The organism is Oryzibacter oryziterrae, from assembly GCF_021864535.1.
Lineage (GTDB): Bacteria > Pseudomonadota > Alphaproteobacteria > Rhizobiales > Pleomorphomonadaceae > Pleomorphomonas > Pleomorphomonas oryziterrae.
The window spans coordinates 231,604-246,243 of record NZ_JAKJIC010000001.1 but is presented as its reverse complement, the minus strand read 5'-3'; the positions used below and the strand labels follow the sequence as shown (position 1 = coordinate 246,243).

The 14,640-nt window shown below is 64.0% G+C and carries 13 protein-coding genes; 8 read left to right on the top strand and 5 right to left on the bottom strand.

What is annotated here, in order from left to right; translation table 11 throughout:
- Nucleotides 1–37 precede the first annotated feature (37 nt).
- Entirely contained in the window at nucleotides 38–1,456 is a 1,419-nt protein-coding gene (locus L2I41_RS01120) for an aminotransferase-like domain-containing protein (protein WP_237151656.1), read from the top strand.
- Nucleotides 1,457–1,476: 20 nt separating this feature from the next.
- Here L2I41_RS01120 and L2I41_RS01115 read toward each other — a convergent pair whose 3' ends face one another.
- Nucleotides 1,477–2,814: a serine hydrolase domain-containing protein gene (locus L2I41_RS01115; RefSeq protein ID WP_237151655.1), complete on the bottom strand. Its 1,338-nt coding sequence runs from the start codon at nucleotides 2,812–2,814 to the stop codon at nucleotides 1,477–1,479.
- 94 nt (nucleotides 2,815–2,908) lie between these two features.
- Nucleotides 2,909–3,505: an EF-hand domain-containing protein gene (locus L2I41_RS01110; protein WP_237151654.1), complete on the bottom strand. Its 597-nt coding sequence runs from the start codon at nucleotides 3,503–3,505 to the stop codon at nucleotides 2,909–2,911.
- A gap of 323 nt (nucleotides 3,506–3,828) precedes the next feature.
- On the opposite strand from L2I41_RS01110, the gene L2I41_RS01105 reads away from it, so the two are divergent.
- Together L2I41_RS01105 and L2I41_RS01100 are read left to right on the top strand one after the other, a co-directional pair.
- Nucleotides 3,829–5,421, top strand: coding sequence for an MBL fold metallo-hydrolase RNA specificity domain-containing protein (locus L2I41_RS01105; RefSeq protein WP_237151653.1), 1,593 nt, complete (start codon nucleotides 3,829–3,831; stop codon nucleotides 5,419–5,421).
- A 100-nt stretch (nucleotides 5,422–5,521) separates the two neighbouring features.
- Nucleotides 5,522–6,343, top strand: coding sequence for a hypothetical protein (locus L2I41_RS01100; RefSeq protein WP_237151652.1), 822 nt, complete (start codon nucleotides 5,522–5,524; stop codon nucleotides 6,341–6,343).
- Between the two features lie 74 nt (nucleotides 6,344–6,417).
- Here L2I41_RS01100 and L2I41_RS01095 read toward each other — a convergent pair whose 3' ends face one another.
- On the bottom strand, nucleotides 6,418–6,975 hold the full coding sequence (locus L2I41_RS01095) for an RNA 2'-phosphotransferase (protein ID WP_237151905.1): 558 nt from the start codon (nucleotides 6,973–6,975) through the stop codon (nucleotides 6,418–6,420).
- A 185-nt stretch (nucleotides 6,976–7,160) separates the two neighbouring features.
- Here L2I41_RS01095 and L2I41_RS01090 point away from each other — a divergent pair, with 185 nt between their 5' ends.
- Nucleotides 7,161–7,586, top strand: a complete 426-nt coding sequence (locus L2I41_RS01090; protein WP_237151651.1) for a hypothetical protein — start codon at nucleotides 7,161–7,163, stop codon at nucleotides 7,584–7,586.
- A 58-nt stretch (nucleotides 7,587–7,644) separates the two neighbouring features.
- Here the strand turns inward: L2I41_RS01090 and L2I41_RS01085 are convergent, their stop codons facing one another.
- Both L2I41_RS01085 and L2I41_RS01080 read right to left on the bottom strand, forming a co-directional pair.
- Nucleotides 7,645–8,727: a sensor histidine kinase gene (locus tag L2I41_RS01085; protein ID WP_237151650.1), complete on the bottom strand. Its 1,083-nt coding sequence runs from the start codon at nucleotides 8,725–8,727 to the stop codon at nucleotides 7,645–7,647.
- 219 nt (nucleotides 8,728–8,946) lie between these two features.
- The gene (locus tag L2I41_RS01080) at nucleotides 8,947–9,294 is read right to left on the bottom strand and encodes an arsenate reductase (protein ID WP_237151649.1); all 348 of its coding nucleotides are present in this window, start codon (nucleotides 9,292–9,294) and stop codon (nucleotides 8,947–8,949) included.
- 409 nt (nucleotides 9,295–9,703) lie between these two features.
- Here L2I41_RS01080 and hypF point away from each other — a divergent pair, with 409 nt between their 5' ends.
- Genes hypF through hypE form a run of 4 tightly spaced genes read left to right on the top strand, consistent with a single transcriptional unit; the run spans nucleotide 9,704 to nucleotide 14,412 of the window.
- On the top strand, nucleotides 9,704–11,965 hold the full coding sequence (gene hypF / locus L2I41_RS01075; RefSeq protein WP_237151648.1) for a carbamoyltransferase HypF: 2,262 nt from the start codon (nucleotides 9,704–9,706) through the stop codon (nucleotides 11,963–11,965).
- A gap of 1 nt (nucleotide 11,966) precedes the next feature.
- Nucleotides 11,967–12,209, top strand: coding sequence for a HypC/HybG/HupF family hydrogenase formation chaperone (locus L2I41_RS01070; protein WP_237151647.1), 243 nt, complete (start codon nucleotides 11,967–11,969; stop codon nucleotides 12,207–12,209).
- Nucleotides 12,206–13,354: a hydrogenase formation protein HypD gene (hypD, locus tag L2I41_RS01065; RefSeq protein WP_237151646.1), complete on the top strand. Its 1,149-nt coding sequence runs from the start codon at nucleotides 12,206–12,208 to the stop codon at nucleotides 13,352–13,354. The genes L2I41_RS01070 and hypD overlap by 4 nt, the downstream gene beginning before the upstream one ends.
- The gene (gene hypE / locus L2I41_RS01060; protein ID WP_237151645.1) at nucleotides 13,351–14,412 is read left to right on the top strand and encodes a hydrogenase expression/formation protein HypE; all 1,062 of its coding nucleotides are present in this window, start codon (nucleotides 13,351–13,353) and stop codon (nucleotides 14,410–14,412) included. The genes hypD and hypE overlap by 4 nt, the downstream gene beginning before the upstream one ends.
- The last annotated feature ends 228 nt before the right edge of the window (nucleotides 14,413–14,640 follow it).

Here is a 14,640-nt window from a genome sequence, read left to right as displayed (position 1 = left end):
CTGTAGAACCAGACAGACGCAAAATCCCCCTGTACAGATGACCGACCTCGCTCGCTACCGCGCCATCGCCGCCACCTTGCAGCAGTCCATTGTCTCCGGCGCCCTGCGGCCCGGCGACCGCGTCATCTCCGTGCGCAAGCTCGCCACGCGCGAAGCCGTCAGCCTGCCCACCGCCATGGAGGCTCTTCGTCAACTCGAAGCGGATGGCCTGATTGTCGCGCGCGAACGCTCCGGCTTCTTCGTTCGCAGCCTCGATCCCGTTCCGCCCGCCGCCTCGCGCCCGCCCAGTGCCCCGCAGCCGGTCACCATGGCGGCCCTCGCCCGCTCCATCTATGGCGGCTTCGGCGGCGCTTCCATTCCACTTGGCGCGGCCTTGCCTGACCCCGCATGGTTGCCCACGGTGGACCTTGACCGCACCCTGGCCGCCACCGCACGCCGGCTCGGCCCGCAATCGCAGACCTATTCACCGCCGCCCGGCCGGCTCGATCTGCGCCAGCAGCTGGCCCGGCGAGCCGCCGGCTGGGGCGCCCATTTCAACGCCGACGAGATTGCCGTCACCGACGGCACCACCCAGGCCCTGCGCCTCGCCTTGCGGGCAACCTGCCGCGCCGGCGACATCGTCGCCGTGGAATCGCCGGCCTATTTCGGCCTGCTGATGCTCCTGGAAAGCCTCGGCCTGCGTGCGCTCGAAATCCCCACCGATCCCGAAACCGGCCTGTTGCCAGACGCCCTCGCCGACGCCATTGAGCGCCACCGGCCCGCCGCCGTGGTCGCGTCTCCGTCCGTGCAGAATCCCCTCGGTGCTTGCATGCCCGCCGAGGCGCGGCAGGCCCTCGTCACGCTCTGCGTCCGCCATCGCATTCCACTGATCGAGGACGACGCCTATGGCGACCTCTCCGGCGATGGCCAGCGCTTGCCCGCCGCCAAGGCCCTCGATCCCGACGGCTCCGTCATCTACTGCGGCTCGCCGTCGAAAACGCTGGCGCCCGGCTGGCGCATCGGCTGGATTGCCGGCGGCCGCTATCACCAGACCATCCTGCAGCTGCGCCTTGAGGAAAGCCTCGCCGGCATGCCCGTCGTCGAAGCCGCGCTGGCCGCCTATCTCGCCTCCGGCGATTATGATCGCCACCTGCGGCGGCTGAAGGAGCGGATCCGCCTCAGCCTGCGCGCCATCGCCAACCGCGTCGCCGAGCGCTTTCCTGAGGGCACGCGCTTTTCGCTGCCGCCCGTCGGCTATCTGCTCTGGATCGAACTGCCGCCCACCGTCGACACGCTGGCCCTGCACACCCGGGCGCTGGCCGAGGGCATCACCGTCAGCCCCGGCGTCATCTTCTCGCCCGGCAACGGCTACCGCCACCACATCCGCCTCAACGCCGCCAACGAGATCACGCCCCGCCTCCTCCGCGCCATCGACCGCCTGGGCGACCTCTGCCGCGAAGGTGGCGACACTGGTTGACTGCCGCCAGTGGTCGCCCGTCACAGAAGCGGCGATTGCGGCTTCAGCGTCATGCCTCCCAGCCGCAACAGGCTCGCCTTGCCGTCCGCACCCAACTGGCGTGCCACGGGTTCCCCGTGATTGTCGTAAGGCGCAGCCTTGGCGACCCGTCCCGACGTCGCGTCATGGATCTCCAGCTCTGCCGCCAGCGCAAAAGGTTCGAAGCCGGCAGGATCGGCCACCAGCACCCGGTTGCCCATGGGCACCAGATCCTGCGCGCCCCACAGCGACCACCAGCGTCCATACCAGTCCGCGACCTCCGGCTCCGGCGGTCCCCATTCCTGAAACTTGGCGAAGATCCCGAGCAAGCCTTCCGCCAGCGGGGCGGCCGGTCCGTCGATGGCATTGGTCAGCACCGACACCGTCAGCTTCCACGCCGGTACTGAGATCGTCCGGGTGATGAAGCCCTGAAAACCGCCCGAATGGCCGAAGGCCGCCTGGCCGGCCACCTGCGACAGCACCACGCCGAGGCCATAGCCGCGCCCGGCGCCAAGCTCGGGCATCATCCAGCGGGCACGGATCATGTCCCGGCGACTCGCCGGCAACAGCACGCTCCGCTCGGCCTCCGGCGCCAGCGCCCCGAAGAAGCGCGCCAGATCTGCCGCCGTGCTGATAAAGCCCGTCGCGGACGCCATCGCCCGTGTCGACATGCGCGCGTCGAGCGGCTTGCGTCCCGCCGGCATCGCCGAACTATAGCCCACCGCCATCGGCGTACCGTCCGCCAGCGGCAGATCCGGCACGATCGCCGTCAGCCCCAGCGGCTCCACGATTTCCCGCTGCACCCAGCGCCCATAGCTCTCGCCGGTGATCGCTTCGATCACTTCGCCCAGCAACGAAAAGCCGATGTTGGAATATTTGAACCGGCTGTCCGTCGGCAGCGTCGCCGCGTCCTGCAACTCAGCCCTGAGCCCCGCCTTGTCGAGATAAGCCGTCTCGCTGATCCAGAAGGACGCGTCCCGCCCGTCCCGATGCAGGCCGGAGCCATGGCTCAGCAGTTGCTCCAGCGTCATCGTCGCCACGTCCGGCGCAAGACCTGGCACATGCACGCCCACGGCGTCGTCGAGATGCAACCGCCCCTCTTCGCGCAGCTTCAGAATGGCCGTCGCCGTGAAGCATTTGGAATGCGACGCCACACGGAAGCGGTGGTCGGTCGTCATCGCCTCGCCACTCTCGCGGTCGGCCAGCCCGAAGGCCCAGTTGCCGATCACCTCGCCCTCGCGCACCACGGCCACCGCGCAGCCGGGCAGTTGCGTCGCCGCTACCTGATAGTCCAGCCAGAGCCTCGCATAAGGCAACGCCGCGTCGATCCAGCCGGTCATCTCGGTCTCCTTGCAGTCGGAATCACCGCCATAGCAAATCGGCGGAACGCGCCTCTTTCAAGGCCGTCCCGCCGATTTTCGTCCGACCGGGAGGTCAACGCATGGCGCGCATTTCCGGCCGCGTCAGCGCGCCGCTGTTGTCGGCGTCGGCCGCGGTGAAGCGCGCCGTCATGCCGCCGACAAACTCGTCATGACTCACCTTGCCATTGCCGTCCTTGTCCAGCGGCGCAAAGCGCGCCTCCTTCTGGCTCTGCATGTAGCTCTGCATCAACGGATTGATGCCGTCCTGCGGGCCGAGCCTGAGCGCCATGTATTCTTCCCTGGTGATGTCGCCGCTGCTGTCGCCATCCATGGCGGCGAACACGCCTTCGGCATTGTCGGTCATCTCGCTGAGCTGCAGCATGCCGTCCTGATTGGCGTCGATGTCCTTGAAGCGACCGCGTTCATTCATCGCCGCGCCCTGCCCCATGCCCTTGCCCATTCCCTGACCGCCCATCATGCCTTGGCCGCCCATCATGCCCTGGCCGCCCTTCATGCCCTGACCATTCCCCGGTCCCCAGCCGATCAGCTGGCCGATGCCGAGGCCATAGCCGGTGCCCGGTCCCTGTTGCGCGATCGCATGCCCGATACCCACCGTCGCAAGTGTTGCGACAACGGCGATGACGGCGACGGAAGTTTTGCTGAGTGACATGATAGCCTCCTTCTCAAGTATCGGTGCCAGTCTTGGCACCACCGGGATCAAGGAAGCCGATCATTTCATTTTCGGCACTTCGCATCCCAGCCCATGACTTGCATATAGGCCGGCCGAGAAAGCGTTCAATTTATGCCATGTACGCCTTTGTAATCTATTGTTACATCCTGATACATTAAAGGTTCATTCCACGTATATCTTCGTACGGCCTCCACCTCTCCCGGAGCCTCGCATCAGCAAGCCCCCGCATCCCGCCTGCCGTCAATTGAAATGCAAGGTCTCGCATGCTTGATAAGCGCGAGGGCCACGTCAGGAGCACAATGATGACCGACCAGCCGATCCTCCGCTTTCACGGTGCCGCCGAATGCGTCACCGGCTCCTGCCACATGGTCGAGCTCGCCGGCCACCGGGTGCTGATCGATTGCGGCATGTTCCAGGGCTCCAAGACCGAGAAGGAGCTCAACTACCGCCCCTTCCCCTTCGATCCCCGCGCCATCGACGCCCTGATCCTCACCCACGCCCATATCGACCATTCCGGCCTGATCCCCAAGCTGGTCAAGGATGGCTTCACCGGCCCCATCTTCACCACCTCCGCCAGCACCGACCTCTGCGCGGTGATGCTGCCCGATTCCGCCCATATCCAGGAGTTCGAGGTCGAGAACCTCAACCATCGCAACCGCCGCCGCGGCCGCGCCGAGGTCACGCCGATCTACGATCAGACCCATGTGGTCGCCGCCCTGCGCCTGTTCCGCTCGGTCCCGCTCGGAACCTGGCTCGAGGCCGCACCGGGCATCCGCTTCCGCCTGTGGAACGCCGGGCATCTGCTCGGCTCCGCTTCCATCGAACTCCAGGTCGGGCTGCAGGGCGAACCGCTGAAGCTCCTGTTCTCCGGCGACATCGGCCCGGACAACAAGCTGCTGGAACGCGACCCCGAAGGCCCCGCCGCCCTCGATTACATCATCACCGAAAGCACCTATGGCGACACAGACCGGCAGGAGGTCGACGACAAGCGCCGCCGCGGCTCGCTCCGCGCCGAGGTGAAGGCCGCCATCAACCCCGGCGGTGTCCTGCTCATCCCCTCCTTCGCCGTCGAACGCACCCAGGAGCTGCTCACCGACCTCGTCTCGCTGATGGACCGCGACGAGCTGCCCGCCACGCCCATCTTCATCGATTCCCCGCTGGCCGACCGCGCCAGCCATGTGTTCCAGAAGCACGCCTGGGATCTCGAGCATGGCGAGATGCTCGGCCGCGCCATGCGCTCGCACAACGTCCACTTCACCCAGACGCTGGAGCAATCCAAGGCGCTCGACAACCAGCGCGGCTTCCACATCGTCATCGCCGCCAGCGGCATGTGCGAGGCCGGCCGCATCCGGCACCGCCTGCGCAACTGGCTCTGGCGCGAGGAGGCCACCGTCCTCCTCGTCGGCTACCAGGCCGCCGGCACCCTCGGCCGCCTGCTCGACGAGGGCGCCCAGCAGGTCCGCATCCAGGGCGACGACATCCAGGTACGCGCCCGCATCCGCAAGCTCGACCTCTACTCGGGCCACGCCGACGGCCCCGAGCTCGCAACCTGGGTGAAAAAGCGCCAGCCGGTCGCCGCCGGCGTCTTCATGATCCACGGCGAAGACCCCGCCCTCGAAGGCCTGCGCCAGCGCCTCGCCGAGTTCCTGCCGCGCGAAAAGATCCTGCAACCCCGCCTCGACAGCGCCTTCCGCCTCACCCGCTCTGAGGCCGTCGACATCTCCGAAACCGCCCCGCCGCCGCGCATCGACCCCGTCCACGCCGGCCGCATGGATTGGCACAACGACGTCCAGTCCCTCCTCATCGACATCCACGCCGAACTCGCCAAAGCCGCCGACGCCAAGGCCCGAGGCGTGATCCTGAGGCGACTGAAGCGCGCCCTGGCTGCAGAGTGAGACGAGCCGCCCACAAGGCTCAACGAAGGCCGGTGACGGGATCGACGGCGCTAGCCGGCGTTCCTGTCACCATTCTCGCGGGAACTAAATGACTTAATTCATGTTTTTCAGTTCGAAAGAGGTCACCACCACCATTTTCGCGATACGAACACTCGACGAAACACCGCTCACCAACGGCTCGATGCCCTCGACATTTTCACCAGGCGGCAGTACAATTATTGATGGTGACACTTGGATATCTACCTTGAAGCGCAACTTGCCGCCCCTCCTGACGTTTGCAATATCTATTGCCTCAGTCATCGTAGTATCGCATTTTCGGGGCTCCCATTTTGGCTCGGTCAATAGCGAACATCAAATCACCAACTCACCTTTCGACAGCCGAGTGGTCGTTGACAAATACAATGGCAAGTTTCGACTGACGGTCCCCCCTTCAGGCATAAAGCTGCTCAAGATCAATTATGAGGGTGACTTTATAAAGTCGTATTTTGACAGTCTTCTTGAAGAGCGCTGGAAATCACCTGATTTCTCGCAAGGATTCGCGATTCCCGTCGTGATCTACCGCGACAAGAATGTTGTATTGCAGCACGCTGTCGACCTCCACAACGTCCAGCTCACCGGCAGCTTTCAAAGCGATATGCCATTGCTTCAGGAATCTGCGGGCAAGATTCCTGACTGCGCCTATGCGATTGGTGGTAAGGCCTTTCTCGAATCGTTCGCCCCAACACACGCCGAAATCCTAATGAACTCTGGAATAAGCCAGGAGAACCTTGAGAAATGTGTTTCTACAGTTGGCGCAAGACTTTTCGGTTTTATCCTTGATGCAGAGTATGAGAATTTCGAGTCTGCCCGAAAGAATTTGATCAGTCTTATTGGCAAAAAGAACATGTGCGGCCTTGCCGCCGATCCTCAATGTCTCAAGTGATCTCCTCGTAAGGCGCCCAAGATCTGGATTGGGCCTTGGCTATCCGCTCAAAGTCCTCTGCCGCCTGCCGGTTCCTAAGCCTCGCCGGTCTCGCCAAACCTCAGGAATTGCGGCGGCACGTGGTCGGTCAACCACACGCCGTTGTCCGCCTGAAAAAACCTGAAGCCCTTCGCAAACATCTGCTGCGCCCCAACCACAAGCACCACCGGCTTGCCATGACGCTGCCCCACTTTGGTTGCCGTCGCCACATCGACAGACAGATGCACTTGCTGCCGTGATTGCGGTGTCAGCCCTTTAACAAGGATGGCATCGAGAAAGCGTGTCGCCGTCCCATGATACAACACCGACGGCGGCTCCCGCGCCTCAAGCCCGAGTGTGACCTCCACGGAATGGCCTTGCGCCGCCCGAATCCGCAGCCCGTCTTCCGAGAGCGAGAACCGCTTCTTGTCACTGTTGGCGACCAGTTCGAGAAGCTCATCCCGACCGAAGGACACACCACTGGCGTTACCCTTTTCGAGCAGTTCATCAATCCGCGCCCAGCCCTCGGCATCCAGCACCAAGCCTATGGACTCGGGCTTGTGTCTCAGAATGTAACTGACGAACTTGCTCAGTTTCACAGCACCATCGGACATCATGGCCTCTCTTGCAAACCCGGTGGCCTCGAACACACCGTCATTTTCATCTGGCAGTACCACATCCATAGGTTATATTCTAACGGGAGAAACTTGCTGACTGACTGCTTCTGAAGGCACGGCAAAAGGGCGTGAGGTCAGGCAACCGAGTTCCGTCGGAACAAATGGGGCGACTAGGCGGTAAAATGACCAAGCGTCGAGACTATTCTGGAATCGATTGTCTATGGCTGGGCGTCGACAAAAATGGGCACGTCGCCGCTTTTATCACTGCAGGCGCCGGCCCAATTCCGACGGCCGCCTTGGATGATGTGAAGTTCGATCCTCAGCGTGCTGAGGAAGAAATCTGTTCACTTCCCAAGCATACTCAAGCAGAAACGATTTCCGACAAGGGTGACAATAGTTCATTCCTGGAGTTGGCCGAAAGAGGCCTTTTCATCTATGATTGGACCGACATTTATAAAGCGATATCGAAACAAGCAGGAAAATACGAACTTGTTGCCAGACCGTTCGCCCCACAGAACATCGAGACCATAAGATCATATGGATTCGAGTTCTCAGATTGCTTCATACCAATCAAAGGGACTGCCGGTGACGATAACTTGCACTTCTAACCTTCGTTCATTGTACTGGGCCTTGACAAAGCGCGCGACCTAACGACGAGCAGCCCCCTCACCCCACCCGCCACGGCATATCCAGCGTAGCCCGGTAGAGCCCCGGCTCGGCAGGGCCTGCCGACAATCTCCCGTCATCCTGAAACCGCGCGCGCAGGCGTTCGGAGACATTTCGCAGCCCCACTCCCATACCCACCGGCTTCGGCCAGACCGCTTCTCTCGGCATGTCGTTCTCGACGGTCACCAGCAACCGATCGGCCTCCCGCCGGGCGTTGAGCGAGATGTTGACCGTGCCGACCAGCGCTCCCACACCATGCTTGATCGCATTTTCGATCAGCGGCTGGAGGATCAGGCTGGGCACGAGCGCCTGACGCACGTCGTCCGGCACGTCGATATGAAAGGTCATTCGATCCGAGAACCGCTCATGCTCGATCTCGAGATATTCCTCCTGCAACGCCAGTTCCTCGGACAGCCGGACATCGTGGAACGGATCCAGCGTCAGCGTTGTTCTGAGGAACCGCGACAGCGAGATCACCATCCGTTCGGCGCGCGTTGCCGAGCCGCCTTCAATCAATCCGGCGATCGAGTTGAGGGTGTTGAAGAGGAAGTGCGGGTTCACCTGATAGCGCAGCGCCCGCATTTGCGCGGACAGCGCCTCTTCGCGAACCGCGGCCAACCGGCGTTCCCGGTCCCTGACGTCGAAGCTGTAGAGAAGCGTCAGAAACACGCTGGACCAGCCGAAGAACCCGGCCCAGCAAATGAACAAGTCATTGATATTGCTGGAAATGGAGAAATCCAGATTGTCCCCGGCATAGAGGACTTCATACAGCTCCCGGGTCAGGAAGAAATCCGCGGCAGAGACGAGCCCTGATATCAAGAAGCAGGCGATGATGTTGTAGATCATCCTGGTTCCGCGGAATCGCCAGACCGCAATCGACATGATCGAGAATGACAGCACTCCGGACACGAGAACGACAACTGCGGAGTGCCCAACGAAACCTTCGGAAGCAGTTTCGCTCGGCTGTGATCCCGAGAAAATGGCTGATATGCCGAATAGCAGCGCCGTCAGGACCAGATACGTCAATCCCAGCTTGAACGCTTCCCCAAAGAGGAATGTTCGGGTTGGCCTTCCATCTTCCATCGTGACGGTCCTTCTTCCACCAGGCTGGCAAAGATCCTGAGTGGATTGAATTTGTCATCCGCCAACGCGGACCCGGTACATCGTCGCATTCTTGCGTCCAAGCCACCTCGTCCATCAAGATGGCAGAGGATCAATGCAAAGGTGAACACACCAATAGACTGATGAGCAGTCGGCATGTACCGGGCCAGATCACGGTCGCCCCGTCGATCTTCGGTGAGCTCACCCCCACCGCATCCCCCACGCCCCCTCGTCGAAGCCCACGATCACCTCGCCGTCCACCTCCACCACCGGCCGCTTGATCATCGACTGCCCCGCGGCCATCAAGCCGATCGCCTTGCCCTCGTCGAGCCCGGCCTTGGTCTCTTCGGCCAAGCCCTTGAACGTCGTGCCGGCCCGGTTGATCAGCTTCTCCCAGCCCACCTTGCCCGCCCATTCGCGCAGCTTCTCGGCCTCAACCCCGCGCTTCTTGTAGTCGTGGAACTCATAGGCCACACCGGCGCTGTCCAGCCAGGCAAAGGCCTTCTTCATCGTGTTGCAGTTCTTGATTCCGTAGATGGTCACGCGCATCGGCCAGCTCCCTTTTCTGTGCCGGCAGCATAGACAATGCCCGCACAAGATCCAGACCTGCCCCTCAGGACACAGTGCATCGACCCAATCGGATGGTACGGCCCGCAAGGGCCAGTCCGATTGGATAAGTCGCTGCACAAACAAGAAAATCGAGTGCACGCAATACCGTTCGAGGTGAATCCTCTGACTGAATCAGTGCACTACGTGTCTTTACCGATCAAAAATCCGCCATCCGACAATCCGGTTTTGCCTTAAGACAAAGATTGATCGCCGCCTTTCCTTTAGAAGGAGAAGCAGTTCATCGATCCCGCGCCTCCGGAGCCCATATGCCCTTCGCCCTTTGGCCCCTTCCCCAGTCCGACGTCCGGCGGCTTCCGCCGTCCGCGCCGGCTGCGTCGAGGGCCGGCCGATGAGCTTGCGGGCCACGCCCAGCCTCATGCCCGAGCGCCGGCGCATCCGCGTGAGCGGCGCCGTGCAGGGTGTCGGCATGCGGCCGCATGTGCACCGCCTCGCCACACGCTTTCAACTGTCCGGCTTCGTGCGCAACGGCGCCGACGGGGTGACCATCGAGGTCGAGGGACGCGACCTCGATGGCTTCCTTGCTGCCCTGACCGCCGAGGCGCCGCCGCTCGCCCGCATCGATGCCATCAGCGTCGAGCCGCTGGCCGCCACCGGCGACAGCGCCTTCCGGATCACCGAGAGCCTCGCCGGCCCCACCACCACCCGCATCGTCGCCGACGCCGCAACCTGCCCGGCCTGTCTGGCCGAGCTCTTCGATCCCGAGAGCCGCTTCTTCTCCTATCCCTTCGTCAACTGCACCCACTGCGGCCCGCGCTACACCATCACCCGCGCCCTGCCCTACGACCGGCGGCAGACCTCCATGGCCGCCTTCCCCATGTGCGAAGCCTGCGCAGCCGACTACACCGACGTCACCGACCGCCGCTTCCACGCCGAACCGGTCGCCTGCCCCGCCTGCGGGCCGCGCCTCTCCCACCCGATCAGCGAAATCGCCGCGGCCATCCACGCCGGCCAGATCGTTGCGCTGAAGGGCATCGGCGGCTTCCATCTCGTCTGCGACGCCCGCAACGAGAGCGCCGTCGCCACGCTGCGTCACCGCAAGGCGCGCGAGTACAAGCCCTTTGCCGTCATGGTCGAGAACCGCGCCTCGATTCCCCATGTGGCCGATGCCGCGCCGGAGGAGATCGCGCTGGCCGCAACCGTCGCCCGGCCGATCGTCCTGATGCAGGCCCGCCCCGGCGTGCTTGCCCCCTCGCTGTCGCCCAACCTCACCCGCGTCGGCGTCATGCTCGCCTATGCGCCGCTGCACCACCTGCTCTTCGCCGAACTTGGCCGTACGGGCATCGCCGGCCACGATCCCGAGGCGTCCAACCCGGTCATCCTCGTCGCCACCTCGGCCAATCCGGGCGGCGAACCGCTGGTGATCGACGATGATGACGCCGCGCGACGTTTGGGCGACATTGCGGACCTCCTCGTGAGTCATAACCGTGACATTGTCGCCCGCTCCGACGACAGTGTCGCGCAGGTCATCTCAGGCGCCCCATCCCTCTTGCGCCGGGCGCGCGGCTATGTGCCCGAGCCCATCGAGCTGGCCGAGGACGGCCCCGTCACGCTCGCCGTCGGCGCGCATCTCAAAAACACCGTCACGCTGACGCGCGGACGAGAAGCCTTTGTTTCTCAACATATTGGCGACCTCGACAGCGCCGAGACCGTCCGCTATTTCCGCGAGGTCATAGACCATCTGACCGCCATCGTCGGCGTCCGGCCCGAACGCATCGCCTGCGATCTCCACCCCGACTACCGCTCCACCCAGCTCGCCGAGAGCTTCGGCCTCCCCCTCTGCCGGATCCAGCACCACATCGCCCATATCGCCGCCATTTCTGCGGAAAATCACGTTTCTCCCCCCCTCCTCGGCCTCGCGCTCGACGGCCACGGCCTCGGCACAGACGGCACCGCCTGGGGCGGAGAAGCGCTTTTACTTCAAGGCACTAGCTGGCAGCGTCTCGGTCACCTCGCCCCCATGCCGCTCCCCGGCGGCGACCGCGCCGCCCGCGAGCCCTGGCGCATGGCCGTCGGCCTCCTCGCCGACCTTGGCTTAACCTCTGAAATCCCTCGCCTTTTTCCCGCTATCCCCCTCGCCGAACCGCTGGCCAAACGCCTTGTCGCCGGTCAGGACCCCACCCGCACCACCTCCCTCGGCCGCCTGTTCGACGCCGTCTCCGGCCTCCTCGGCTTGAAGCAGGTGCAGGATTACGAGGGCCAGGCGGCCATGGAACTCGAAGCCCTCGCCGACGCCCCGGAGATCCTTGCCGGCGGCTGGAGCCTCGAGGGCGGCGTCCTCTCCTTCGCCCCCCTGCTCCACCATCTCGTCGCGAACCGCATCGATCCGCGCACCGGTGCCAACCTCTTCCATGGCACGCTGATCGATGGCCTCACCGCCTTGTCACTTGAAATATCGAGGCTTTCCGGCCTCGACACCGTCGCCCTCGGCGGCGGATGCCTCATGAACCGGACGCTCGCCGAGGGCTTGGCGCGCCGTCTCACCAACGATAATCTGAAGCCCGTTCTGGCGCGAAAACTGCCGCCCAACGATGGCGGTCTATCCCTCGGTCAGGCCGTTCTGGCCCGATCGGAACAATTGCTGGAGACCTGACATGTGCCTTGCGGTTCCCGCGCTGGTGACAGAAATCCTCGACGACAACATGGCCAAGATCACGCTCGACGGCGTGAAGATGACCATCTCCACCCTGCTCGTCAAAAACGTTCAGGTAGGCGATTACGTCATCGTCCACGTGGGCCACGCGCTGTCCCGTGTCGACCCCGAGGAGGCCAAGCGCACCCTCGAACTCCTTGCAGAAGCTCGCGATTTCGCCCTGAGCGCCGGGGGACGGCGATGAAATACGTCGACGAGTACCGCGATGGCGCCGTCGCTGCCGACCTTGCCAAGGCAATCGCCGCCGAGGTCCGCCCCGACCGCACCTATGCCTTTATGGAGTTCTGCGGCGGCCACACCCACGCCATTTCCCGCTATGGCCTTGAAGACCTGCTGCCGGAAAATGTCCGCATGATCCACGGCCCCGGCTGCCCGGTCTGCGTGCTGCCGGTCGGCAAGATCGAGGAAGCCATCGCGCTCGCCAAGCGGCCGGGCATCACACTCTGCACCTATGCCGACCTGATGCGCGTGCCAGGCGCCAAGGGCGAGAGCCTGCTGAAAGCCAAGGCCGCCGGTGCCGACATCCGCATGATCTATTCCTCGCTCGATGCGGTGAAGATCGCCGAGGCCAATCCCGAGCGGGAGGTAGTGTTCTTCGCCATCGGCTTCGAGACCACGACGCCGCCGACCGCCGTCGCGCTCAAGGCCGCCGAGGCCAAGGGCCTGAAAAACTTCTCGATTTACTGCAATCACGTGCTGACGCCGGTGGCCATGCGCGCCATCCTCGACATGCCCGCCGCCCCCGGCGAGGCGCCGATTGCCATCGAGGGCTTCGTCGGTCCGGCCCACGTCTCCACCATCATCGGCATGGAGCCCTACAACGAGTTTGCCGAGAAATACCGCAAGCCCGTGGTCATCGCCGGCTTCGAACCGCTCGACGTCATGCACGCCATCCTGATGCTGGTCCGTCAGGTCAACGAGCAGCGTTCCGAGGTGGAGAACCAGTATATCCGCGCCGTGACCCGCGAGGGCAATGTCGCCGCGCAGGATCTCTGCGACGAGGTGTTCGAACTGCGCGAGAGCTTCGAATGGCGCGGCCTCGGCGCGGTGCCCGTCAGCGCCCTGAAGCTCAAGGACGCCTACGCCAGCTACGACGCCGAAAAGCGCTTTGCCACCACCACCATCGTCGCTGCCGACAACCCGGCCTGCGAGTGCGGTGCCATCCTGCGCGGCCAGAAACGCCCCTCCGATTGCCGCCTGTTCGGCACCGCCTGCACACCCGAGACGCCCATGGGCGCCTGTATGGTGTCGTCGGAAGGCGCCTGCGCCGCCCACTGGACCTACGGCCGCTTCCGCGACCATCAGAAGACCGCCCGGAGGGCGTCATGAATTCGCCCGTAAAATCAAAGACCATCCGCCGCAAGCTCGACCTTCGCAACGGCCGGGTCGACATGAGCCACGGCTCCGGCGGCCGCGCCATGGCCGATCTGATCTCCGGCATCTTCCGCGAGGCGCTTGCCAATGATCTGCTCGATCAGGGCAACGATCAGGCCTGCTTTCCCACCCCTGCCGGCAGTCGCATGGTCATGACCACCGACGGCTATGTGGTCTCGCCGATCTTCTTTCCCGGCGGCGACATCGGCTCGCTCGCCGTGCACGGCACGGTCAATGATCTGGCCATGGCCGGCGCCAAGCCGCTCTACCTCTCGGCCAGCTTCATCATCGAGGAAGGCTTCCCCTTTGCCGACCTGAAGCGCATCGCCGACAGCATGGGCGAGGCCAGCCGCCAGGCCGGCGTGCCCGTGATCACCGGCGACACCAAGGTGGTCGAGCGCGGCAAGGCCGACGGCGTCTTCATCTCCACCGCAGGAGTCGGCGTCGTGCCCGAAGGCATTGCTTTGTCTGGCGAAAAGGCGCGTCCCGGCGACAAGGTGCTGGTCTCCGGCACGCTCGGCGACCATGGCGTTGCCATCATGTCGAGCCGCGAGAACCTGTCCTTCGAGACGGAAATCGTCTCCGACAGCGCCGCCCTGCACACGCTGGTCGCCGACATGGTGGCCACCGCAGGGCCTGCCATCCGCCTGATGCGCGATCCCACCCGCGGCGGCCTCGCGGCCACGCTCAACGAACTGGCGCATCAGTCCGACGTCGGCTTCCGCATCTCGGAGAACGACATCCCGGTCCGTCCGGAAGTGGCGGCGGCCTGCGAACTCCTCGGCCTCGACCCGCTCTTCGTCGCCAACGAGGGCAAGCTGATCGCCGTCGTCGCGCCGGAAGCCGCCGATGCCCTGCTCGCAGCCATGCGCGCCCACCCGCTCGGCGAGAATGCCGCCATCATCGGCGAAGTGGTTGAAGACGATCAGCATTTCGTCCAGATGACCACCGGCTTCGGCGGCGGTCGCATCGTCGACTGGCTCTCCGGCGAACAGCTGCCGCGCATCTGCTGACAACGATCCCGGCGCCGCAGATCCTTCGCGGCGCCCCTTTTGCACAAGTCGTATTTTTTGGCTTTACCGCTTCCGCAGGCTCCATCGAAGCGGTATCCTTATACTCACATTCTGAGTCTCCCGCGCACTTCCACCGGCCTTTGCCGGCTTCTGCCGAGACCCTGGAAGGCACCCTGATCGGGTGCATACCCCCTTTGCCGGGGATACCGGCCGGCTCCTGCGGGCTCC